The organism is Geodermatophilus sp. SYSU D01106 (genome assembly GCF_054049995.1).
In genome coordinates, this window is record NZ_JBJGYM010000036.1 from 1 (window position 1) to 22,726 (window position 22,726).

Consider the following 22,726-nt stretch of genomic DNA (forward strand, 5'->3'; position numbering starts at 1 on the left):
GGCGTCAGCTTCGAGCGGGTCGACTCCGACGGCTGCCTGTCCACCAACGACACCGTCATCGCCATGGCGAACGGCGCCAGCGGCGTCACGCCGACCGCGGCGGAGGGGGGGGGGGGGGGGGCCGGGGCGGGCCCCCCCCCCACGGGTGGATCAGGCGTCGGAGTCGGTGCGCTTCTTCGAGCCGAGGGCGCCGCTGAGGTGCCCGGCGACGTCGTCCTCGTCGTCGTCAGCCTTCGGGTGGGTCGGCCGGAGCCCGCCGGTCACGGAGGGCGCGGTCCGGCCGGACTTGTAGGCGTGGCCCTCGACGTCGTCGGTCTCGTCGCGCTCGGAGTCGGCACCGCGGGCCTTGATGGCGTGGCCTTCGGTGTCGTCGGTCTCGTCGCGCTCGGCGTCGGCGATCTTGACGCGGAAGCCGTGGCCCTCGGTGTCGTCGGTCTCGTCGCGCTCGGCGTCGGCGAACTTGACGCGGATGCCGTGCCCCTCCGTGTCGTCTGTGTCGTCGCGCTCGGCATCCGCGCGCGGACTGAAGCGGCCGTGACCCTCGGGGTCGTCGGTCTCGTCGCGCTCGGCGTCGGCGAACTTGATGCGGACGCCATGGCCCTCGACGTCGTCGGGGTCAGTGGGGAGGGGCTGCTGCTCGGTCATCGCGATCTCCTCGGGTCGGTGTTCCTCGGTGCGGTCAGCGTCGGCCCGGAGCGGGCGGCGGTCTGTCGGCCCGGCGACCGGGCGGGTGTCGGCCGCACGACACCTCACCCGGCCCGCAGCGGCGTGCGGGCCAGTCGGGTGCTGATGCCGGTGGCGAGCGCAGGGCTGAGCGCCGGCCCGCCGCTGACGGCGTCGAGGAACAGCGCGCCGGGGACCCGCCACAGCACCGCCTCGCTCTCGGCGGTGACGGTCGCCGTCCGCGGCACTCGCTCGACGAGGCCGATCTCGCCGAGGTAGTCGGGCGCGGCCATCTCGTTGACCCGGCGCGGGCCGGTCCCGTCGTCGTGATCGACCACCAGCAAGCCCTCGACCAGCACGTACAGGTCGTCGGCGGGATCGCCCTGGCGGAGCAGGACCGTCCCGGCCGGCAGCCGCACCTCCTCGGCGGCCGCGGACAGCCGCTCCAGCGCCGGCCGGCCGGCGCCGTCGAGCAGCCGCAGCCGCTCGAGCACCGCCACCCGCGGCGCCAGCGCACGCCGGCCGCGCTCGGCCGCCGCGTCGAGGTCGGCGACGAACAGCAGCGACGCGGCGGCGACCACCACGGGCACGAGCCCGCCGACCGCCAGGGCACCGGGCAGCCCCAGCCAGGAGACCAGCGCGGGCGCCAGGAACGTCCCGGCCGCGGTGCCGACGGCGGTCAGCGACAGCACCAGCCCCGACACCCGCCCCAGCACGTCACCGCGCACGCTGCGCTGCATCGCCGTCTCCACCAGCACGTCGAGCGCGACGATCGCGATCCCCTCGACGACCAGCACGGCGTAGGCCAGGGCGGGCGCCCGGAGCAGCGCCAGCGTCGCCAGCGGCAGGCCGGTCAGCAGGACCAGCACGCCGATCACCGCCCGCGGCCGGCCCGACCGGGCCAACCGGGCGCTCAGCGTCGCGCCCAGCACCCCGCCCACCCCGGACGCGGCCAGCAGCCACCCCAGGCCGCCGGTGCCGGTGCCGAGGAGCTCCTCGCTCACCAGGACGAGCACCACCAGCTCGACCCCGTACACGGCCGAGCCGGCGACCAGGCACACGGTCAGCACCAGGACGAGCCGGTCGCCGAACAGCGCCGTCGCTCCCTCGCGGAGCTCGGCCAGCGCCCCCGGCCCGGTCCCGTCGTCCCCGCGGGCGGGGTGCGCGGACCGTGCGCGGATCGCCAGCAGCAGGACGGCGGAGACGGCGAACGTGGCCGCGTTGATGCCGAACGCGATCGCCGGGTCGCCGAGCAGCAGCAGGAGTCCACCGGCCGCCGGCCCGGCGACGAACGCGACCTCGCTCACCGTGCTGACCAGCGAGTTGGCCGCCGCCAGCTCGTCCTCGGGTACGAGCGCGGTCACCAGCGCGCTGGCCGAGGCCTGGTACAGCGTGGCCGCCGACGCCGACCCCGCCGAGAGCACGACGACGAGCAGGACCGGCCCCGACACCGCGGCGACGACCGTCAGCCCGACCATGGCCGCGAGCTGCACCAGGTCGCTGAGCGCCATGACGCGGTGCCGCTCGTACCGGTCGGCGACGACGCCGGCCAGCGGGGACAGGAACGTGTACGGCAGGAACCGGCTCAACGTCGCGGCGGCGACCCAGCCCGCCGACCTGGTCTCGGCGAACACGTACGCGACGAGGGCGACGAGGTAGAGGAAGTCGCCCAGTCGCGACGCGGTGAACGACAGCAGGTACATCCGGAAGTCCCGGCGGCGCAGGACCGACCGGGTGGGGCTCGCCGCCCGGTGTCGCCCCGGGCCGATGCTCACGGCCGGCTCTCAGCCCACGAAGCGGCGCAGGGCCGCGACGTCCCGCAGCGTGACGTCGCGGTGCTCGACGGAGATCCAGCCGCGCTTCTGCAAGCCCTGCAGGGCCGCGTTGACCGTCTGCCGGGTGGCGCCGACGCGCTCGGCGAGCTCGGTCTGCGTCAGCGGGGTGCGCACCACCGGGGGGCCTGCGGCCGGGGCCAGCGACAGCAGCAGCTTGGCCACGCGCCGCGGGGTGTCGAGGAAGACGAGGTCCGCGGCGTCGCCGGTGAGCCGCCGGACGGTCCTCGCCAGCGCGGCGAGGAGGGCGCGCATCAACGCCGGCGAGCGCTCGGCGGCGCTGAGCACCGCCTCCCGCGGGACGCGCACGACCGCCGCGTCGGTGAGGGCCGCGATCGTTGCCGAGCGCTGGCCGCCGTCCGCGATCGTCAGCTCGCCGACGGCCTCACCCACCTCCACGACGGCGAGCAACAGCTCCTCACCGTGCGGGGAGGAGGTGACGGCCTTGAGGCTGCCCTCGGCCACCACGAGCAGGGAGTCCCCGGGATCGCCCTCGTGGACGACGAACTGACCCCGTCGGAACCGCCGCAGCGACGAGGCCGCGGCCAGCCGGCGGAGGTCCTCCTCGGGCACCCCGGCGAAGAGCGCACAGCGCCCGAGCACGCGCGCCCGCCCGTCGTCGTCCATCCACGCCCCCGTGCGTCGACCCGGACCGCTTCAGAGCAGGCCCGGGCGGAGCATGACGGTCGGAGCCAGCACAGGGGAAGCGGGGAGTGCGATCCCGTCCCCTGCGACGGCGACCACTGCGCCCCACAGTTCACCCAGCGTGGTCGCCAGGGGCAGGACGGGTAGCCGTCCGGCCGGTCGGCCGTCCCGAAGCAGGTGGGCCACGGCGCCGACGTCGATCCGGCCGGTCACCGGCCGGACGCCGGCGCCCTCGCCGGACAGCTGCCGCACGACGACCGCGTCGCCGACCGTCGGCTCGGCGGTGGGGACCAGCCGGAGGAGGGTCGGGCCGACCACCGGCAGCGAGCGGTGGCTACTCCGCAGCGCGCTGCCGGTCGACGGCGTCCCGGGCTCCGCCGTCCCCGTCGACTGCAAGGCACCGGCCAGCTGTCCACGGTCCAGCAGTGTGGTGACCCGGCGCGGGACGCCCTCGTCGTCGACGGGACCGGCGGCTGGCGCCAGTCGGGAGAGCGCATCGTCCACCAGGGTGACCGCGGGGGAGGCGAGAACCGATCCAGGGGCGCCGCGGAAGGGCCCGGCGCCGGCGAGGGCGGGCCCGGTCAGCGCGCGGCCGAGGGCGCCCACCAGGGCGGCGGAGGCCTCCGGGGCCAAGAGCACCGGCAGCCCGGCCGGCAGCTCGTGCCGGGGCCCCAGCAACGCGGTGGCGCCCGCGACAGCCTGGATGGCGAGCGCCTCGACGTCCGATTCCATGGCGGCTCCGCCGTGGCGGCGACCGGCGTAGCCGGTGGCCGTGCCGTGCTCGTCCTCCCCGACCACGGCGACCTCCGTCTCGACCGACCGCCTCCCGTGCCGGACGCGGACCCCGCGGGTGGAGACGACGGTGACCTCCGCGAGCTCCTCCCGCCACGAGGCGAGATCGACGGTGGACACCCGGCGGTCGAGGGCGCCGGCACGGCGGGCCAGTTCGACAGCGACGGCCACGCCGTCCTGCGCGTCCGCTCCGAAAGGCAGGCCCGGGACCGCGGCGGACGGCACAGGTTGCGGGGCCGGCAGCCGATCCCCGTCGTCTGGTGCTGCGGCGGCCGCGGCCGCCCGGGCGGCGGCCAGCACCGCCGCCAGGCCGTCGTCCCCCAGATCAGTCGTGGAGGCATAGCCCGCGCGCGGCCCCGCCTCGCCCGTGACGACCAGCCGCAGGCCGAGCCCCAGCGTCTCTGCCCGGCTGACCTGGCGGAGCTCTCCGCCGGTGCCCGCCTCGACCCGCGTGACCACCCGGTGGAGTCCGTAGACCTCCGCCTGTTCCGCTCCGGAGCAGCGGGCGAGCAGCGTGTCGGCGCAGCGTTCGGGATCCCTCACGAGGCCCTCCCCGTGACGACGAGACCGTCGATGCGCAGGGTCGGGCTCCCGTAGGAGACGGGCGCCCACTGTCCGTCGCTGCCACAGAGCGCGGGAGTGAGGGCGAGGTCGTCGCCGACGGCGGTGATGCCCGCCAGCGCGGCCGGGCCGGTGCCCAGCAGGGTGACGTCGGCGAGCGGCCGGGTCAGCTCGCCGTCCTCCACCAGGTACGCCTCGCTCGCCGTGAAGGCGAACTCGCCGGTGGCGATGTCCACCTCGCCGCCGGCCAGGCGGGTCACGTAGACGCCGGAGCGCAGGTCGGCCAGGACGGCGGCCGGGTCATCGGTCCCGGGACGGATGAACGTGTTGCTCATCCGGCACAGCGGGGGAGTGGCGGCGGACTCCCGGCGCCCGTTGGGGGTGCCGGGCCGGCCGAGGTGCTCGGCTGCGGTCCGGTCGGTCAGTGCAGCCGCCTGGACGCCGCCGTCGACGAGGACGGTCGGGACGGCGGGGGTGCCCTCGTCGTCGACCCGGTAGGAGCCGAAGCCCCCCGGCAGGGTCGGGTCGTCGACGACGGTCACCTGCGCCGTCGCGAGGCGCCGGCCTTCGGTGCGGGAGTAGACGGAGGTGCCCCGTGCCACCCCGTCGGCCTCCAGCCCGTGACCGCACGCCTCGTGGACGAGCAGGCCCCCGCCGCCCGGCCCCAGGACCACCGGCACCGGTCCCGACGGCGCCGGTCCGGCGTCCAGCCCGCGAAGGGCTCGTCCGCCGGCGGCCGCCCCGACCGACTCGGGGGTCACCGTGGCGAACACCTCGAGCCCGCCCGACCACCCCGGGCCGTCGAAGCCGGTCGCCGTCCGCCCCGCGCGCCGGGCCACCACGCGGCAGGTGAGCCGGGTGCGGACCCGGGTGTCGGCGGCCAGCCGTCCCTCGCTCGTGGCCACGAGCACGTGCTGCCGGACCGCCACGAGCGTCGCAGTCACGGATCGGATGCCCGCGCCGGCCGCGCGGGCCGCCTCGGCGCAGCGGTCCAGCAGGTCGGTGTGCGCCGTGACGTCGACCGGCCCGTCCCGGAGGTCCGGGCGGGGTACCGGGGCGACCGGGCGGACGACGGTTGCCCGGGGGCCGCGGCTGTCCCGCACGGTCGCTGCCGCGCGGGCGGCGGCGAGGAGAGCGGGCCGGTCCAGCACGGTGGTGGATGCCGAACCCCGCGGCCCCGCGCCGCCCACCCGGACGGCGGCGCCCAGGTCCCGGTCGGACCGCAGCTCCAGGACGCCGTCGCGCAGCCGCGAGGTGGCCGTCGTCCGCTGTTCGGTGAACACCTCGCTCCAGGCCCCGCCGCGCCGGAGCGCCTCGGTCAGCGCCGCGGCGACGTCGTCGAGCTCGACCGGCGGGACCCGGGCGGTCACCGCGGCGAGGGGCCCTCGGCGGGCCACCCGTCGTCGTCGATGCCGTCGTCCGGCATGCGCCGGCCGTGGCCGGTGACCTCGTCCGGCTCGTCGGCCTCCGCGTCGGCGGAGCGGCGGTAGGGCATGTGGCCGCGCACGTCCTCGGTCTCGTCGGCTTCCGCGTCGGCGGAGCGGCGATAGGGCATGTGGCCGCGCACGTCCTCGGTCTCCTCGGTCTCCGCGTCGGCCGTGCGGCGATACGGCATGTGACCGGCCACGTCCTCGGCCTCGTCGGCCTCGCCGTCCGCCGTGCGGCGATACGGCATGTGACCGGCCACGTCGTCGACGAGGGTCTCGTCCGCCTCGGCGTCGGCGCCGCGTCGGAAGGGCATGTGGCCCGTGAGCTCGTCGTCGGCGGGGTGCTGGTGCTCGCTCATAGGGTCCTCCGTGGTCGTCGGTGCGGTATGAACCCACTCTCGGGGCGGCGCAGTGGGCCGTGCTGTCGTCCCGGCGACACCGAGCCCGTCGGGTTGCGGACACTGCAGGGAGGCGCCGTGGGCGCGCAAGACCCGCCGACGTTGCTCACGTCGCTGACCGACCTCGGGCGCCGCACCTTCGGCGCCGCCGCCTGTTCGCTGGCGGTCCTCGAGGACGACGACGAGCACCTACGCTTCCGCGCCGCGAGCGGTGCCGGAGCGGAGGAGGTCCTCGGCCTGCGCCTCCCGGTCAGCCGCGGCATCGCCGGCTGGGTGGTGTCCTCCGGGCAGCCGATCGTCGTCTCCGACGTGCGGGCCGATCCGCGTTTCGCGGTGGACGTGGCCGAGTCCACCGGCTACGTGCCGCAGGTGATCCTGGCCGCGCCGCTGACCGCCGGCGGGGAGCCGCTGGGCGTGGTCGAGGTGCTCGACCCCGACAGCGGCCTCGGCGACGGTTCCCTCGAGTTGCTCGCCGCGCTGGCCGCGCACGCGGCGCTCGCCGTGGCCGCCACCGCCGCCACTCCCGCGACGGACCGGCCCGACCCGCGGGTGCTGCTGGCAGAGCTCCTCCGCCGAGGCCCGGACGAGGAGCGGGCGGCCGGCGACCTGCTGCTGGCGCTGCACGGCTACCTGGGGCGGTCGGGTGGACCTGCCGGCCTGGTCTGAGCCGTTCGCCTCCGCGCGGCTGGGCCCGGTGCGGCCCCTGGGCCTGCCGATCACCCGGGAGTGGGCGCAGGGCGACGGCAGCGGCCGCGGCGTGAAGGTGGCCGTGATCGACAGCGGCGTGGACGGCTCCCACCCGCGGGTCGGCGGGATCGCGGGTGGCGTCGCGCTGGAGTACGACCCGGAGGCTCCCGATGCCGTCCGCGTCGAGCAGGGCCCGCACGAGGACCTGTTCGGCCACGGCACGGCGTGCGCCGGGGTGATCCGCGCGCTGGCGCCGGAGTGCGAGATCTACAGCGTGCGCGTGCTCGGCCGGAAGCTGACCGGCAAGGGTCTGGTCTTCGCCGCGGGCCTCCGGTGGGCCATCGAGAACGGCATGCACGTGGTCAACCTCAGCCTGAGCAGCTCGCGGCGCGAGCACCACGGCCTCTTCCACGACCTGGCCGACCTGGCCTACTTCCGCCGCGTGCTGCTCGTCTCGGCGGTGAACAACAGCCCGGCGGAGAGCTACCCGTCCCTCTACTCGTCGGTGTGCTCGGTCGCCGCACGCCCGCAGCCCGGCCCCGGCTGGTCGTTCAACCCCGACCCGCCGGTCGAGTTCGGAGCGGCCGGGGTCGACGTCGACGTCGCGTGGCTGGACCACGGAGCGATCACGGCGACGGGCAACAGCTTCGCCGCGCCCGTGATCGCCGGGCACGCCGCCCGCGTCCTCGGCGCCCACCCCGGCCTGACCCCCTTCCAGGTGAAGGCGGTGCTGCACGCACTGGCCGACAACGCCGTGCGCTGACTCCCCGGGACGGGGCCGGGTCGCCCGATCGGAACCGGCAGGTCCGTCGACGGGCGCGATCGGCGACCTCCGGCCCTATGGTGCCCCCATGCCGACGTGCGGGGCGTGTGGCGAGGACGTTCCTCCCAAGTTCCGCTTCTGCGGCGTCTGCGGCACGCCCGTTGCGGAGCAGGCGGCTCCCCAGCGCGAGGTCCGCAAGACGGTCACCGTCCTGTTCTGCGACGTCGTGGACTCCACGCGGCTGGGTGCCCGGCTCGACCCCGAGTCGCTGCGGCAGGTGATGAGCCGCTACTTCGACGTCGCGCGTGCGGTGCTCGAGCGGCACGGCGGCACGGTGGAGAAGTTCATCGGCGACGCGGTCATGGGCGTCTTCGGCGTCCCCACCCTGCACGAGGACGACGCTCTCCGGGCCACCCGGGCGGCTGCGGAACTCCGCGCCGGCGTAGCCGAGCTCAACGCCACCACGCTGTCGCGGACCTGGGGTGTCGAACTGCACCTGCGGATGGGCGTGAACACCGGCCAGGTCATCGCCGGCGATCCGGCCGGCGGGCAGACGCTGGTCACCGGCGACGCCGTCAACGTCGCAGCCCGGCTCGAGCAGGTGGCCGGGCGGGACGAGATCCTGCTCGGCCCGGTCACCTGGACGCTGGTGCGCGACGCGGTCGTCGCGGAGCGGGTCGACGGCCTGGAACTCAAGGGCAAGGACGACGCGATCGTCGCCCATCGCCTGGTGTCGGTGATCCCGCGGGTACTGGGCCGGGCCCGCCGCGTGGACACCCCCATGGTGGGCCGGGCGCGCGAACGGCGGCTGCTCGACCAGGCCCTCGAGCGCTCGGTGGCGGAGAACGGCTGCCACCTGTTCACCGTCCTGGGCCCGGCGGGAGTCGGGAAGTCGCGCCTGGTGCACGACTTCCTCACCGATATGGCGGAGCAGGCCACCGTCCTGCGGGGGCGGTGCCTGGACTACGGCGAGGGCATCACCTTCTGGCCGGTCGGGGAGATCGTCCGCGAGGCCGTGGGAGCCGAGGAGGCCGACGGCGCCGACGTCGTCCGGGCCCGGCTGGCGGAGGTCATGGTCGCCGAGGAGCACGGCGCGCTCGTCGCCGATCGGGTGGCGGCGCTGGTGGGCGGTGACGAGGTGGCCAGCCGGACCGACGAGGTGCCCTGGGCCGTCCGCAAGCTGCTCGAGACGCTGGCGGCCGAGCGGCCCCTCGTGGTCGTCGTGGACGACCTGCACTGGGCCCAGCCCACGCTGCTCGACCTCGTCGAACACGTCGCCGACTGGAGCCGCGACGCGCCCATCCTGCTGCTGTGCATCGCTCGGCCCGAGCTGCTCGACGCCCGCCCGGGCTGGGCCGGCGGGAAGATGAACGCGACGTCGATCCTGCTCGAGGCGCTCAGTCCGGTGGAGTCGGCGGAGCTGGTGGCCAACCTGCTCGGCCAGATCGGGGACGGCGACGCCGTCCGCGGCCGGATCGCCGCCGCAGCCGAGGGCAACCCGTTGTTCGTCGAGGAACTCGTCGCGATGCTCGTCGACGACGGCCTGCTGGTGCGCGACGGCGAGCGCTGGGTCGCCACCGCGGACCTCGACGCCACCCCCATCCCGCCGACCATCTCCGCGCTGCTGGCCGCGCGGCTGGACCGGCTCGCCGAGCAGGAGCGGGCCGTCATCGAGCGGGCCAGCGTCGTCGGCAAGACCTTCTACCGGACCGCCGTCGCCGAGCTGTCCTCCTCCGACCTTCGGCCGGGGGTCGCCGCCTCGCTGATGGCGCTGGTCCGCAAGGAACTCATCCGGCCCGACCGGTCCGGCTTCTTCGGCGACGACGGCTTCCGGTTCCGGCACCTGCTCATCCGGGACGCCGCCTACGACGCGATGCCGCGGCGCGAGCGGGCGGAGCTGCACGAGCGGCTGGCAGGCTGGCTCGAGGCCGCGTCGGGGGGACGGCTGGCCCAGTTCGAGGAGATCCTCGGGCACCACCTCGAACAGGCCTACCGCCAGCTCAGCGGCCTGGGCGTCGCTGACGAGCACGTCGCGGCGCTGGCCGGACGCGCGACCCGGCACCTGGCGGCCGCCGGCCGGCGGGCGCTCGCCCTGTCTGACGTCCCCGCGGCGGTCGCCCTGCTGGAGCGCGCCGCGGCGATCGCGCCGGCCGACGCGCGCGCCGGGGTCGTCGCCGACCTCATGGCCGCGCTGGTCGACGCCGGCCGGCTGCGCGAGGCGCGCGACCTCCTCGCACGGACTCCCGCCGGGCTCGAGCAGGCGACGCCGGCGCTGCGGCTGGCGCGGCTGGAGATCCAGTTCCTGATCCGCGAGGCCGGGCTCGACGAGGTGGTGGCCGAGTTGCCCGGCGCGGTGGCGGCGCTGGAGGTGTCCGGCGGACCCCGCGACCTCGTGCGCGGGCTGAACCTCCTGGCCCGGCTCCACTGGGAGCGCGGGCAGGTGCTGGAGGCCGAGCGGCTGACGCGACGGGCCCTGACCACGGCCCGGGCCACCGGCGACCTGCGAGATGTCGGCCACGCCCTGGGGCAGCTCGGCTTCTACGCCCTCATCGGCCCGACGCCCGTGGACGAGGCGATCGACCGCTGCACCGGCCTGCTCGCCGAGGCCGGGGACGACCGCCGGGTCCGGGCCTCGCTGGTCAAGACGCTGGGCAGCTTGCACGCGCTGCGGGGGGAGATGGACCTGGCCCGCCGACTGGCCGAGGAGAGCTCCTCCGTCCTGGCCGACCTCGGGCTGCCGCTGGATGCCGCGCAGGCCGCGGTGGAGTTCGCCATCCGCGAGCTCATCGACGGGGATCCGCTCGCAGCCGAGTCGTACGCCCGGGAGGGCTTCGAGGTGCTCCGGGCGATGGGGGAGACCTCGTACATGTGCAACTGCGCCGCGGTGCTCGCGCAGGCGCTGTCGGTGCAGGGGCTGCACCACGAGGCCGCTCGCTTCGCCGCGATCAGCGAGCAGGCGACCGACGACCACGACGTCGGTGCGCAGCTGCAGTGGCGGGCTGCGCGCGGTCGCGTGCTCACCGCCGAAGGCCGTCATCACGAGGCGGTGGAGCTGACCCGGTCCGCCGTCGACCGCGCCGAGGGCACGGACATGGTCCTGCTCCGGGGCGACGCGTGGTCGGAACACGCGCAGGCACTGCACGCCGCGGGCCGGGCCGAGCAGGCGCTTGAGGCCGCCCGCACCGCCCTGGCGCTCTACGAGCGCAAGGGCGCCACCGCCGTCGCGGCGCACGCCCGGACGCTGCTCGACGTCGTCTCCGACCGCGGCCCGGCGAGGGTCTGAGGATGCGCGCGCCGGCTCCGGCGGCCGGGCGCCAGGCCGTCCACCGGCCGGCCCGCTCCGGTCGCACCGCCCGACCTCCGCTGGTCGTGGCACGGCACCTGGCCGCCCTGGTGCGGTCGCGGCTCGTGGACCGGGACAGCCTGCCCACCGCGGCCCGTGACCTCCTCGTCGCGCTCGGGCCCGCCTACGTCAAGCTCGGCCAGGTCCTCAGCACCCGGGTGGACGCACTGCCGCCCGAGTGGACCAGCGCGCTCGCCGGGCTCCGTGACGCTCTGCCGCCGGAGCCGTGGGCGACCGTCGCTCCGGTCCTGGAGCGGGCACTCGGCGCCGAGGCGGCGGGCATCGCACCGGTCCCGGTGGCTGCGGGCTCGGTGGCGCAGGTCCACCGCACCCGGCTGGCCGACGGCCGCGATGTGGCCGTGAAGGTGCTCCGCCCCGGTGCCGGTGAGCGGATCGCGGCGAACCTGACACCGCTCCTGGGCGCGGCCCGTGTCGCCCAGCGGATCAGCCGCCGGGCCCGGGTGCTCAACGTCGAGGGCATCGTCGCCGAGCTCGCTGACCTCCTGCAGTCCCAGACCGACCTGCGGGAGGAGGCGCGCAACTACCGGCGGTTCAGCCGGGAGTTCGCCGGCGACGAGACTGTGCGGCTGCCCGCAGTCGTCGACGCGCTGAGTACCGCCGACGTGCTGGTCACCGACTTCGTCGAGGGCGTCGACCCCTACGACGTGGCGCACCTCCCGCTCACGCCCGTCCAGCTGGCCCGCCGCTTCGACGAGCTCGTCGACGACATGATCTTCGTCAAGGGCCTGTGCCATGCCGACCTGCACCCGGGCAACTTCTTCTGGGACGACGAGGCGCGCGTGGTGCTCGTCGACGTGGGGCTGGTGCACCGCATCGACAAGGAGCAGCGCCAGCACCTGTGGGCGTTCTACTCGGCCCTGCTGGACGGCTTCGAGGACTTCGCCGCGGCCTACGTCGTGCGGCATCTCACCACCGTCCGGAACGGCGGCCAGGTGCCCGAGGACGTCACCGATGAGGTCGCGCGGCTGGTCCGTCGGCACTGGGTGGAGAGTTCCGGCCGGCCGGCCTTCGGGCCGATGTTCGTCGAGCTGCTCGGCGTGCTCGGTTGGCACGACCTGCAGCTACGTCCCGAGCACAGCCGGCTGTTCCTGACCCTGGCCACGGTCGAGGGCTATTTGTTCTCGCTAGACCCGGGCTACGACACCCTCGAGAACGCCCGGCGCAAGCGCGTCGAGCAGGCCGAGTACGTCGCGGTTCCGCCGCAGGCCGACGAGCTCGTGTTCCAGGGAGTGGCCACCTACTCCGCCGCGATGTTCGGCGACGGCCGGGACGCCCGCGCGGCCTGGGCCGAACGGGACAGGTTCGTGCTCGACACCCTGGGGGTGGCCGACGGGACGTCGTTCCTGGACGTCGGCTGCGGTCGCGGGCAGCTCGTGGCCGCCGCGGCCGCCCGTGGCGCCCGGGCGGTCGGCGTGACGATCAGCCCGGCCGAGCACGACGTGTGCCAGGAGCGCGGTCTCGACGTGCTGCTCACCAGCTGGCAGGACGCCGACCGGCACCTGGGCCACCGGCAGCCACGGTTCCAGACTATGGCGGCTGTCGAGATGGACACCCACCTGGGCACGCTGCACGAGAGCCGGGTCGGGCTGCTCGACCTGAGGCTCGCGCGGTTCTTCGGCTGGGCGCACGACCACCTGGAGCCCGGCGGCCGGCTGCTGGTGCAGACCCTCAGCGTGCCAGGGGACCTCGTCCGCGACGAAGCCCGCAGACCGGAGTTCGAGCGGCTGAGCGACCTGCTCCCCTTCACGGGCTTCAGCACGCTGCCGCAGATGGTCGCCGCCGCGGACCGCTGGTTCACCGTCGAGCAGGTCCTCGACCACTCGCGCGACCTGCTGCCGACGTACGAGTTCTGGCGGGACAACGTCAACCGCCAACTGCCCTCGCTGCGCCGGGTGGTCCGCGCCGAGACGATCGTGCTCGTCCGGCGCCACCTCGACACCCTCATCGGCCTGGCCGAGAGCGGCACCCTGCGGCTGCACCGGCTGGTCCTGCATGCCCGAGCGCTGGAAGGCCGCGCACGCGGGTGACGTCCCCGCTGTACGCGGGGTCGCCGTCGCCCAGCAGCTCGGCGACCTCGGACAACGCCCCCATTGTCGTGCCACCGTCCGACCGATACCCGACCGGAGAACCTCTCGAGCCGCACCGGAGGTGTCCGCCCTCGGTTGGGATGGTGACGGGATCCCTAATGCCCGGGAGGAACAGTGGCGAGCCTCGAGCGGCGTAGTCGCAACGGCAGGGTGCGCTGGTACGCCCGCTTCCGTGACCCGTCCGGCACACAGGTGGTGAAGGTGTTCGACCGGAAGGTCGACGCCGAGCGCCATCTCGCCACCGTGGAGGCGTCGAAGCTCACCGGCAGCTACATCGACGCTAGGCGTGCTGCGTTGACCTTCGCGGAGTTCGCCGAGGAGCACTGGGCGGCGCACGCCCCGCTTCTGGCTGCGGACACCACGCGGCTGGTCAAGCGATCGCGGCTCGTCCGCCACGTCCTGCCGGCACTGGGACGGCATCCAGTCGGCTCTCTCCGGCCGAGTCACGTGGCCGCGGCCGTCGGACGGTGGTCGCAGACCCTCGCGCCGGGCACTGTCGGGCAGGTGCTGCGGCAGGTCCGGCAGGTCCTCGACGCCGCCGTCGCCGACGGACTGCTCGCCTCCAACCCCGCGAAGGCCGTCAGGGCACCGGCGGCGCCGCGCCGGCGCGACGTGCACCTGACCGACGAGGACGTCGCCGCGGTCCTCGCCGCGACACCGGACCACTACCGGCCGCTGGTGCTCGCGCTCGTCGGGCTGGGGCTGAGGATCAGCGAGGCCTGCGGGCTGCGGGTGGAGGACGTCGACTTCCTGCGTCGCACGGTGCGCATCCGCCAGCAGCGCCGCCCCGGAGGTGAACTGGGGCAGCTCAAGACGAGCTCCTCCCGGCGGGACGTCCCCGCCGACGACGTCGTCCTGCAAGCGCTGGCCGAGCAGATCCGCCAGCACCCACGCACCGACGGCCTCGTGTTCTCCAGTCGTACTGGAGGAGCGCTCACCAAGTCGGTGGCCGGCCACCTCTTCGACGACATCGAGCGGACCGTCCGGCTCACCGTCTCGCCGCACTCCCTGCGGCACTACTTCGGTGCGAGCCTCGTGTCACGGGGGGTCTCCGTGGTCGCCGTGTCGCGCTGGCTGGGACACTCGGGACCGGAGATCACCTACCGCGTGTACGCCTATCTGAAGCCCGACGACGAGCTCGCGACGCGCGCGGCGATGGCCGACATCCTGTCCACGATCAATCCTGATGTGTACCCGTTGTGTACCCGGGAGCCGAGCCCGTAGGGAAAACCGCAGGTCATATGCCGAATAGCCTTGCTGCAGTCCTGTTCGACATGGACGGCACGCTCGTGGAGACCGAGCAGCACTGGGGGGCGGCGCTGTTCGGCCTCGCCCGCCGCCTGGGCGGGGAGCTGAGCCCCGCCGCCCGCGAGGCCACCGTGGGCACCAGCATGCGCACCGCGCTGGGCATCCTCTACGCCGACCTCGGCGTCGACCGCGAGCACGTGTGGGAGACCGACGCCGCCGAGGTCGAGGCGACCGTCGCGGGGCTGCTCGCCGAGGACGTGCCCTGGCGGCCCGGCGCCCGCCAGCTGCTCACCGAGGTCCGCGCCGCCGCGCTGCCCACCGCGCTGGTGACGACGACGCCGCGGGCGCTGGCCGACCTGGTCCTCACCCGGATCTCCGCCGACCTCGACGTGCCGCCCTTCGACCTCACCGTCTGCGGCGACGAGGTGCCCGCCCGCAAGCCCGACCCGGCGCCCTACCTGCAGGCCACCGCGGCGCTCGGCGTCGACCCGGCCGCGTGCGTCGTCGTCGAGGACTCCGCCGCCGGGGTGGCCGCGGGGCTCGCCGCCGGCGCCGCCGTGCTGGGCGTCCCCTCGCTGCAGCCCCTGGCCCCGGCCGACGGCCTGGTCCTGCGCGACACCCTCGCCGGCGTCGGGCTCGCCGACCTCGAGCGCCTCGTGCTCGACCGGGACGCCGCCCGCCGCTGACCGCTCAGGCCGGGACCGGCTCCCGGCCGCGCGAGACCACCAGCCGCACGCGCGCCAGCGCCGCGACGTCGCGGGTGGGGTCGCCGTCGACGAGCAGCAGGTCGGCGTCCAGGCCCGGCGCGAGCCGCCCGGTGCGGTGCCCGAGCCCGCAGGCGCGGGCGGCGCCGGCGGTCGCCGTCGCCAGCGCGTCGGCGGCCGGCACCCCGGCGGCGGCCAGCGAGGCGACCGCCCGCGCCACGATCCCGTGCGGCTTGCCCGGCGCGATGCCGGAGTCGACCCCGCTGACCAGCCGGACGCCGGCCGCGTGCAGCCGCGCCGCCTCGGCCGCCCGCGCTTCCTCGGTGAGGCCCAGCCGGTCGATCAGCGCTTGCACCCGGGGCGGCGGCACGGCGCCCTCGGCCAGCCCGAGCGTCGGGCCGACGACGACGCCCGCCCGGGCCAGCTGCCCGGCCAGCCCCGGTGGGGCGCCCCAGCCGGTCGCCGTCAGGCAGGTGCAGTGCTCGATGCCGTCGACGCCGGCGGCGAGCACCTGCCGGACGGCGGGCAGGGCGTGCGCGTGGGCGGTCACCGGCAGGCCCAGCCGGTGCGCCTCGTCGACGACGGCGCGCACCTCTGCGGTGGTGAACTGGCAGGCTGCCATGTCGGTGCCCGGCGTCATCGCCCCGCCGCTGGCCATCACCTTGACCACGCCGGCGCCCCGCGCGGCCCGCTCGCGCACCGCGTCCCGCAGCGGCCCGGTGCCGCGCACCTGCCCGCCCATGCCGGCGCAGTGCCCGCCGTGCGAGGTGAGCGGCGGCCCCGAGGCCACCACGGTCGGCCCGTCCTCCGGCGCCCGCTCCACCACCGCCCAGCCGACGTCGCCCAGGTCGCGCACCGCCGTCACCCCGGCGGCGAGGTGCTGCCGCAGGGAGTCGGCCACGGTGGCGTCCACCTCGGCCGGGGAGAGCTCCGGCAGCCGGTCGAGCGCGCGCGGGCCGCTGTCGCCGCACAGGTGCACGTGGGTGTCGACCAGGCCGGGCACCAGCGTCGTCCCGGGCAGCGCGGTGACCGGCACGCCGTCGGGCGCGGCCGCCGACGCGGGCTGCACGGCCACGATGCGGCCGTCCTCGACCAGCACCAGCGCGCCGTCGCGCAGCACGCGCTCGCCGTCGAAGGCGCGGTCGGCCCGGTAGCCCCGCATGGCGGCTCCCTCCGGGAGGAGGCGGCCGACGCTAGGGCGGGGGAAGCGCCGCCGTCGACGGGACCCGGCGCGTCTCGCTCATCCCGCGACGGCGGCCGGGCCGGTCAGCGCGAGCGCGCCCTCCGGCGTCACGGCCAGCGCGCGGGGGAGGCCCGGCACCGGCATGACCCACCGCTCCTCGAGGGCCGTGCGCAGCAGCGCCGCGCCGAGGGCGCCGCCGAGGTGCGGACGCCGCTCGGTCCAGTCGAGGCAGGCCCGCACGGGCGGGCGGCTCCCCGACGGCGCCGCGCCGCAGACCTCGGCGAACCAGCGACGCCCGGCCGGGGTCACCGCCAGGCCGGCGGTGGTGTCCAGCAGCCCCCGGGCGGCCAGCGACCCGAGGACCGCGACGCCGAGGCGGCCGGCGAGGTGGTCGTAGCAGGTGCGCGCCTCGGCCAGGCGGGCGTCGGCCCGGACGGTCCGCAGCGACGTCGGGCGCTCGCGCTCGCCGGCCAGCGCCCCGAGGTCCTCCAGGGCAGCGGCCACCTCCGGCCCGGCCAGCTCGACGTAGCGGGCCCGCCCCTGGCGCCGCTCGGTGAGCACGCCCGCGCCCACGAGGAGGGTGAGGTGCTCGCTGGCGGTGGAGCGGGCGACGCCGGCGTGCCGGGCCAGCTCGCCCGCCGTCCAGGCCCGGCCGTCGAGCAGCGCCAGGCACATCGCCGCCCGGCTGCGGTCGGCGAGCAGCCCGGCGAAGCGGGCGAGGGAGGCGGCGGACACCGGCACGCGGCCATCCTGGCGCACCGACGGTTCGGTCCCCGCCGAACACCGGCGCGGCCAGGCTCGCCCCGTGCTGACCCCTGTGGTGACCTCCGCCGTCCTCGAGGACCCCCGCTACCGCGTCCCGGCCGCGCCGCCCGCTGCGTCCGGGCTGGCCTGGCTGCGCTCGCGGGTGCCGCGCTTCTGCGACGGGCCGGAGCACGCCCGCCGCCGGGCGGTGCTCGACGACCTCCTCACCGCTACGACCGTTATCCCCAACTCAGCCGCCGATCCGGCGGTGGTACTGATCGGCGGGCTCGGCCTGCCGGCCGAGCGGGCGGGTGACGTGGCCCGGGTGGCGGCCGCCTACCAGCCGCACGCGCCGCAGTCCGCCGGGGCCGACGCCGCGCTGGAGCGGCTCGTGGCGGCCTGCGGCGGGCGCAGCGATGCCACGGCGGCCCGGCTGTGCCTGCTCGTGCAGGCGTACGCCGGCCTCTCCGCGCTGGCCCGGCAGCGGCGGGAGGGGCGGGCGGGACCGCCCGTGCCGACCACCCGGCGGGTCGCGCCGGACGGCACCGAGGTGGAGGTTGACCTGACCGACGCGCCGTTCGGCCGGGGCCCGCACGCCTGCCCGGGCCGGGCGCTGGCCGAGGCGTGGTCGGCGGCGTGGCGGGAGGGCAGCCCGGAGGCGTGGCCGGCGGTGCTCGCGTGACCGCCGACCCGCACGGCCGCGCCGCGTTCCGCGCCCTGCACGCCGGCCCGGCGCCGCTGCTGCTGCCCAACGCGTGGGACGTCGCCTCGGCGCTGGCGCTCGTGGCTGACGGGCACCCCGCGGTCGGCACGACGAGCCTCGGGGTCGCGGCCGCCGCCGGGCTCCCCGACGCCACACGGGCGGCCCGCGCCGCGACCGCGGGGCTCGCCGGGCGGCTGGCCGGGCTGCCGGTCCCGGTCACCGTCGACCTCGAGGACGGGTACTCCGACGACCCGGCGGATGTGGCCGCCCTCGCCGCCGCGCTGCCCGCCGCCGGGGTGAACCTGGAGGACTCGACCGGCGGGGGCCTGGCCGATCCGGGGCGGCACGCGGACAGGGTCGCCGCCGTCGCGGCCGCGGCGCCCGGGCTGTTCGTCAACGCCCGGGTGGACACGTACTGGCTGGGGAGCGCGCCGACCTGGCGACCACGCTGGCGCGGGCGCGGCGCTACGTGGCCGCGGGCGCCGACGGGATCTTCGTGCCCGGCCGGCTCACCGCGGCCGAGATCGCCGTCCTCGCCGCGGAGCTGCCGTGCCGCTCAACGTGCTCGCCGGGCCCGACCACCCGCTGCCCCGGCTGGCCGAGCTGGGGGCGCGCCGGGTGAGCACCGGCTCGCTGCTGGTCCGCGCGGCGCTCGACGCCGCCGTCGCGGTGGCCCGGCGCCTGCGCGACGGCGGGCCCGCCCCGCCGGCCACGCCGTACGCCGAGGTGGACGCCCGCACCGGCGCCCTCGGCGCCTGAGCCCCCGGGCAGCGCTCCGGTGGCGGTGCCCCCGCGATCATGGAGCCCGCGTGGCGACATCCCGACGCCGCCCGGCGTGTCGCCACCGCAGCTCCATGATCGCGGCCGGGGACGGGACGAGCGCTCGCGATCGGCTCCGGACGCGGACCCGGACGGGGAGCGCGCGGACCGTGCCGGCGCGCGTCAGTCGCGCTCGACGACCGGCAGCGTGCTCCAGCCCGCGGCGGCCGCGGCCTCGGCCGGGAACGGCGGGGGAGTGCCGCCGAAGGAGGGGCACAGCGCCTGGTGGTCGCACCAGCCGCACAGTCGGGTGCGGTTGGGCCGGAAGTCGCCGGTGGCCACCGCCCGCTCGATCGCCGCCCAGATGGCCAGCAGCGTCCGCTCGAAGCGCAGCAGCTCGGCCTCCTCGGGGGCGTAGGTGAGCGCGTCGCCGTCGCCGAGGTAGATGAGCTTGAGCTGGCTGGCGACCACGCCGCGGGTGCGCCACAGCACCAGCGCGTAGAACTTCATCTGGAACAGCGCCTTGGACTCGAACGCCTCGCGCGGCATCGAGCCGGTCTTGTAGTCGACCACCCGCAGCGCGCCGTTGCGGGCGACGTCGAGCCGGTCGACGTACCCGCGCAGCAGCAGCCCGTCGGGCAGCGTCACCTCGACCAGCTGCTCGCGGCCCTCGGGCTGGATGCGGGTCGGGTCCTCCAGTCGGAAGTAGGTCTCCACCAGCTCCCCGGCCGAGGCGAGCCAGGACTCCAGCGACGGCGGCTCGGCGCCGTCCTCACCCGGGGCGAAGAGCGCGGCCACCTCCGGATCGGCCTGCAGCTCCTCCCACGCCGGACCCACCAGCCCGCGCGCGGCCTCGACGGTGCGCTCGGCCTGCGGCAGGTCGTAGAGCCGCTCGAGGACGGCGTGCACGAGCGTGCCGCGCACCGCCGCCGCGCTCTTCTTCTCCGGCAGCCGGTCGATGGTGCGGAAGCGGTAGAGCAGCGGGCAGGTCTTGAAGTCGGCCGCGCGGCTGGGCGACAGCGACGGGCGGCGCGGCGCCCGCGCCGCCTCGGGAGCGTGCTCGGCGCCGTCGGACGGGGTGCCGGACGGGGTGCCGGACGGGGCGCCGGGCGCGGTGTCGGGGGAGAACACGGCCGTCATGGCATCGAGGCTAGGTCGCCCCACCGACAGTCCCGCGTCCCCGCGCCGGGACGGGCGCCCGCGGCGCTCGCCTAGGCTGGCCGCCCGTGACCGAGCAGCCCGAGCCCAGCCAGACCGCCGAGAGCGCCGCCCCGGCACCCGCCGCCGAGCCGTCGGCCGCGGGGGAGGAGCAGCCGGCGCCGGTGGAGCGGACCCCGGTCCCGGGCGCGTTCGCCGTCGGCGACCGGGTGCAGCTCACCGACCCCAAGGGCCGGCTGCACACCGTCGTCCTCGAGCCCGGCAAGCAGTTCCACACCCACCGCGGCGCCATCGCCCACGACGACCTCATCGGTGCGCCCGAGGGCTCGGTCGTGCACTCCACCGCCAACACCGGCTACCTGGCGCTGCGCCCGCTGCTCGCCGACTTCGTCCTCTCGATGCCGCGCGGCGCGCAGGTCATCTACCCCAAGGACGCCGCCCAGATCGTCGGCAGCGGCGACGTCGGCCCCGGCATGCGGGTGCTGGAGGCCGGCGCCGGCTCCGGCGCGCTCACCTGCTCGCTGCTGCGCGCCGTCGGCGCGTCCGGCCGGGTCACCAGCTACGAGCGGCGCGAGGACTTCGCCGACGTCGCCCGCGGCAACGTCGGCGCCTTCTTCGGCGGGGTGCCCGCCAACTGGGACCTGCGGCTGGGCGACCTCGCCGACCACCCCGCCGAGGAGGTCGTCGACCGCGTCGTCCTGGACATGCTCGAGCCCTGGGCGGTGCTGCCCACCGTGGCCGCCGCGCTGCGCCCGGGCGGCGTGCTGGTCGGCTACGTCGCCACCGTCACCCAGCTGTCCACCTACGTCGAGGCGCTGCGCGCGCAGGGCTGCTGGACCGAGCCCTACGCCTGGGAGTCGCTGGTCCGCCCGTGGCACGCGGTGGGCCTCGCCGTGCGCCCGGAGCACCGGATGGTGGCCCACACGGCGTTCCTGGTGACCGCCCGCCGGCTCGCCGAGGGCGTCGTCGCGCCCATCCGCCAGCGCCGCGCGCAGAAGGGCTGAGCGCCGGTCCCTACACCACCCGGAGGCCCTCCGCGAGCCACGGGCAGGACGTCGGCAGGCGTGTATAGATTTGCGTCCTGGCTCCCCCTGATGTGTGCGGAGGTGCGCGATGGGCCCCGGCCTTGGCAATGGTCCCGACGAGTTCCGAGCGCGGCGCGAGCGTGACGTCTCCGCCCTGCTCGCCCAGATCTCCTACCTCGAGGAGGAGATCGGCCTGCTGCGCCGCAAGGTGTCCGAGAGCCCGCGACAGGTGCGTGCGCTGGAGGAGCGGATCGCCGAGGCGGAGGGCCGCGCGGCCTTCCTCTCCGACCGCAACGACAAGCTGGCCGGCACCCTGCGCGACGCCCGCGAGCAGCTGGTCACGCTCAAGGAGGAGATCGACCGGCTCGGCCAGCCGCCGTCGGGCTACGGCGTCTTCCTCGGCCGGCACGACGACGGCAGCGTCGACGTCTTCACCGGCGGGCGGAAGCTGCGGGTGTCGGTGTCGCCGGCCGTCGAGCTCGACGGCCTGCGCCCCGGCCAGGAGGTCATGCTCAACGAGGCGATGAACGTCGTCGAGGCGCTCGGCTACGAGAAGCAGGGCGACGTCGTCATGCTCAAGGAGCTGCTCGAGCCCGTCGACGGCGTCACCCAGCGCGCGCTGGTCATCGGCCACACCGACGAGGAGCGGGTCGTCTACCTGGCCGACTCCCTCACCGGGCAGCCGCTGCGGGTCGGCGACTCGCTGCTGCTGGAGTCGCGGTCGGGCTACGTGTACGAGCGGATCCCCAAGAGCGAGGTCGAGGAGCTCGTCCTCGAGGAGGTCCCCGACATCGACTACTCCGACATCGGCGGCCTCTCCCGGCAGATCGAGCAGATCCGCGACGCCGTGGAGCTGCCGTTCCTGCACGCCGACCTGTTCCGCGAGTACGAGCTGCGCCCGCCCAAGGGCATCCTGCTCTACGGCCCGCCCGGCTGCGGCAAGACGCTCATCGCCAAGGCGGTCGCCAACTCGCTGGCCAAGAAGGTGTCCGCGGTGAAGGGGGAGGGGCAGGCCAAGTCCTACTTCCTCAACATCAAGGGCCCCGAGCTGCTCAACAAGTACGTCGGCGAGACCGAGCGGCACATCCGGCTGGTGTTCCAGCGCGCCCGCGAGAAGGCGAGCGAGGGCACGCCGGTCATCGTCTTCTTCGACGAGATGGACTCGATCTTCCGCACCCGCGGGTCCGGCGTGAGCTCCGACGTCGAGTCGACGATCGTCCCGCAGCTGCTCAGCGAGATCGACGGCGTCGAGGGGCTGGAGAACGTCATCGTCATCGGCGCCTCCAACCGCGAGGACATGATCGACCCGGCGATCCTGCGGCCCGGCCGGCTCGACGTGAAGATCAAGATCGAGCGCCCGGACGCCGAAGCCGCGCGCGACATCTTCAGCAAGTACCTGCGGCCCTCGCTGCCGATCCACCCCGACGACCTCGCCGAGAACGGCGGCAGCCGCGAGGCCACCATCCAGGGGATGATCCAGCGCACCGTCGAGCGGATGTACACCGAGAGCGAGGAGAACCGCTTCCTCGAGGTGACCTACGCCAACGGTGACAAGGAGGTCCTGTACTTCAAGGACTTCAACTCCGGGGCGATGCTGCAGAACATCGTCGACCGCGCCAAGAAGATGGCCATCAAGGACAGCCTGGACTTCGGGTCCAGCGGTCTGCGGGTCGGCCACCTCATGCAGGCCTGCGTCGACGAGTTCAAGGAGAACGAGGACCTGCCCAACACGACCAACCCCGACGACTGGGCGCGGATCTCGGGCAAGAAGGGCGAGCGGATCGTCTACATCCGCACGCTCATCAGCGGCAAGGGCAGCGACTCCGGCCGCGCCATCGACACCGCCACCAACACCGGCCAGTACCTCTGAGCCGGCCCCGGGGGGGGGGGGGGGGGGGGGGGGGGGGGGGGGGGGGGGGGGGGGGGGGGGGGGGGGGGGGGGGGGGGGGGGGCGGGGGGGGGGCGGGGGGGGGGGGGGGGGGG

The 22,726-nt window shown here is 75.9% G+C and carries 19 protein-coding genes and 1 pseudogene; 11 read left to right on the plus strand and 9 right to left on the minus strand.

Annotated features, from left to right (window positions below):
• Nucleotides 1-150: 150 nt before the first annotated feature.
• The 6 genes from ACI78R_RS22525 to ACI78R_RS22550 all read right to left on the minus strand — a co-directional run bounded on the left by ACI78R_RS22525 (nt 151) and on the right by ACI78R_RS22550 (nt 6,279).
• Nucleotides 151-645, minus strand: a complete 495-nt coding sequence (locus tag ACI78R_RS22525; protein WP_457042351.1) for a hypothetical protein — start codon at nt 643-645, stop codon at nt 151-153.
• A gap of 104 nt (nt 646-749) precedes the next feature.
• Nucleotides 750-2,438, minus strand: coding sequence for an MFS transporter (locus ACI78R_RS22530; protein ID WP_457042352.1), 1,689 nt, complete (start codon nt 2,436-2,438; stop codon nt 750-752).
• Nucleotides 2,439-2,447: 9 nt separating this feature from the next.
• Nucleotides 2,448-3,122 (minus strand): Crp/Fnr family transcriptional regulator, encoded by a 675-nt coding sequence (locus tag ACI78R_RS22535; RefSeq protein ID WP_457042353.1) that lies wholly within the window; start codon nt 3,120-3,122, stop codon nt 2,448-2,450.
• Between the two features lie 30 nt (nt 3,123-3,152).
• Nucleotides 3,153-4,475 carry a TldD/PmbA family protein gene (locus ACI78R_RS22540; RefSeq protein WP_457042354.1) on the minus strand — a complete coding sequence of 441 codons (1,323 nt, stop codon included), beginning with the start codon at nt 4,473-4,475 and terminating at the stop codon, nt 3,153-3,155.
• Nucleotides 4,472-5,863: a TldD/PmbA family protein gene (locus ACI78R_RS22545; RefSeq protein ID WP_457042355.1), complete on the minus strand. Its 1,392-nt coding sequence runs from the start codon at nt 5,861-5,863 to the stop codon at nt 4,472-4,474. The genes ACI78R_RS22540 and ACI78R_RS22545 overlap by 4 nt, the downstream gene beginning before the upstream one ends.
• On the minus strand, nt 5,860-6,279 hold the full coding sequence (locus tag ACI78R_RS22550; protein ID WP_457042356.1) for a hypothetical protein: 420 nt from the start codon (nt 6,277-6,279) through the stop codon (nt 5,860-5,862). Before ACI78R_RS22550 ends, ACI78R_RS22545 begins: the two co-directional genes overlap by 4 nt.
• A gap of 117 nt (nt 6,280-6,396) precedes the next feature.
• Between ACI78R_RS22550 and ACI78R_RS22555 the strand changes: the two genes are divergently transcribed.
• The 6 genes from ACI78R_RS22555 (at nt 6,397) to ACI78R_RS22580 (ending at nt 15,153) form a co-directional block, all read left to right on the plus strand.
• Nucleotides 6,397-6,984 (plus strand): GAF domain-containing protein, encoded by a 588-nt coding sequence (locus tag ACI78R_RS22555; RefSeq protein ID WP_457042357.1) that lies wholly within the window; start codon nt 6,397-6,399, stop codon nt 6,982-6,984.
• A complete protein-coding gene (locus ACI78R_RS22560) occupies nt 6,962-7,768 on the plus strand; it encodes a S8 family serine peptidase (RefSeq protein ID WP_457042358.1) in 807 nt (268 codons plus the stop codon). The genes ACI78R_RS22555 and ACI78R_RS22560 overlap by 23 nt, the downstream gene beginning before the upstream one ends.
• A gap of 88 nt (nt 7,769-7,856) precedes the next feature.
• Complete coding sequence (locus ACI78R_RS22565) at nt 7,857-11,051, plus strand: ATP-binding protein (protein WP_457042359.1); 3,195 nt, start codon at nt 7,857-7,859, stop codon at nt 11,049-11,051.
• A gap of 86 nt (nt 11,052-11,137) precedes the next feature.
• Nucleotides 11,138-13,159: an AarF/UbiB family protein gene (locus ACI78R_RS22570; protein WP_457042360.1), complete on the plus strand. Its 2,022-nt coding sequence runs from the start codon at nt 11,138-11,140 to the stop codon at nt 13,157-13,159.
• A 261-nt stretch (nt 13,160-13,420) separates the two neighbouring features.
• The gene (locus ACI78R_RS22575; RefSeq protein WP_457042361.1) at nt 13,421-14,443 is read left to right on the plus strand and encodes a tyrosine-type recombinase/integrase; all 1,023 of its coding nucleotides are present in this window, start codon (nt 13,421-13,423) and stop codon (nt 14,441-14,443) included.
• Nucleotides 14,444-14,460: 17 nt separating this feature from the next.
• On the plus strand, nt 14,461-15,153 hold the full coding sequence (locus ACI78R_RS22580; RefSeq protein WP_457042362.1) for an HAD family hydrolase: 693 nt from the start codon (nt 14,461-14,463) through the stop codon (nt 15,151-15,153).
• 4 nt (nt 15,154-15,157) lie between these two features.
• On the opposite strand, the gene ACI78R_RS22585 is transcribed toward ACI78R_RS22580, so the two are convergent.
• Both ACI78R_RS22585 and ACI78R_RS22590 read right to left on the minus strand, forming a co-directional pair.
• Nucleotides 15,158-16,333, minus strand: coding sequence for an amidohydrolase family protein (locus tag ACI78R_RS22585; RefSeq protein WP_457042363.1), 1,176 nt, complete (start codon nt 16,331-16,333; stop codon nt 15,158-15,160).
• Between the two features lie 78 nt (nt 16,334-16,411).
• Nucleotides 16,412-17,095 (minus strand): ArsR/SmtB family transcription factor, encoded by a 684-nt coding sequence (locus ACI78R_RS22590; protein ID WP_457042364.1) that lies wholly within the window; start codon nt 17,093-17,095, stop codon nt 16,412-16,414.
• Between the two features lie 64 nt (nt 17,096-17,159).
• Between ACI78R_RS22590 and ACI78R_RS22595 the strand changes: the two genes are divergently transcribed.
• The 3 genes and pseudogenes from ACI78R_RS22595 (at nt 17,160) to ACI78R_RS22605 (ending at nt 18,560) form a co-directional block, all read left to right on the plus strand.
• Nucleotides 17,160-17,780 (plus strand): hypothetical protein, encoded by a 621-nt coding sequence (locus tag ACI78R_RS22595; RefSeq protein ID WP_457042365.1) that lies wholly within the window; start codon nt 17,160-17,162, stop codon nt 17,778-17,780.
• A pseudogene (locus ACI78R_RS22600) lies at nt 17,777-18,423 on the plus strand (isocitrate lyase/phosphoenolpyruvate mutase family protein). Before ACI78R_RS22595 ends, ACI78R_RS22600 begins: the two are co-directional and overlap by 4 nt.
• Nucleotides 18,351-18,560 carry a hypothetical protein gene (locus tag ACI78R_RS22605; protein ID WP_457042368.1) on the plus strand — a complete coding sequence of 70 codons (210 nt, stop codon included), beginning with the start codon at nt 18,351-18,353 and terminating at the stop codon, nt 18,558-18,560. The pseudogene ACI78R_RS22600 and the gene ACI78R_RS22605 overlap by 73 nt, the downstream one beginning before the upstream one ends.
• 183 nt (nt 18,561-18,743) lie before the next feature.
• On the opposite strand, the gene ACI78R_RS22610 is transcribed toward ACI78R_RS22605, so the two are convergent.
• Nucleotides 18,744-19,700: a RecB family exonuclease gene (locus ACI78R_RS22610; protein ID WP_457042366.1), complete on the minus strand. Its 957-nt coding sequence runs from the start codon at nt 19,698-19,700 to the stop codon at nt 18,744-18,746.
• Nucleotides 19,701-19,786: 86 nt separating this feature from the next.
• Here ACI78R_RS22610 and ACI78R_RS22615 point away from each other — a divergent pair, with 86 nt between their 5' ends.
• The gene (locus tag ACI78R_RS22615) at nt 19,787-20,722 is read left to right on the plus strand and encodes a tRNA (adenine-N1)-methyltransferase (RefSeq protein WP_457042367.1); all 936 of its coding nucleotides are present in this window, start codon (nt 19,787-19,789) and stop codon (nt 20,720-20,722) included.
• Between the two features lie 109 nt (nt 20,723-20,831).
• Entirely contained in the window at nt 20,832-22,613 is a 1,782-nt protein-coding gene (gene arc, locus ACI78R_RS22620; RefSeq protein ID WP_336026492.1) for a proteasome ATPase, read from the plus strand.
• The last annotated feature ends 113 nt before the right edge of the window (nt 22,614-22,726 follow it).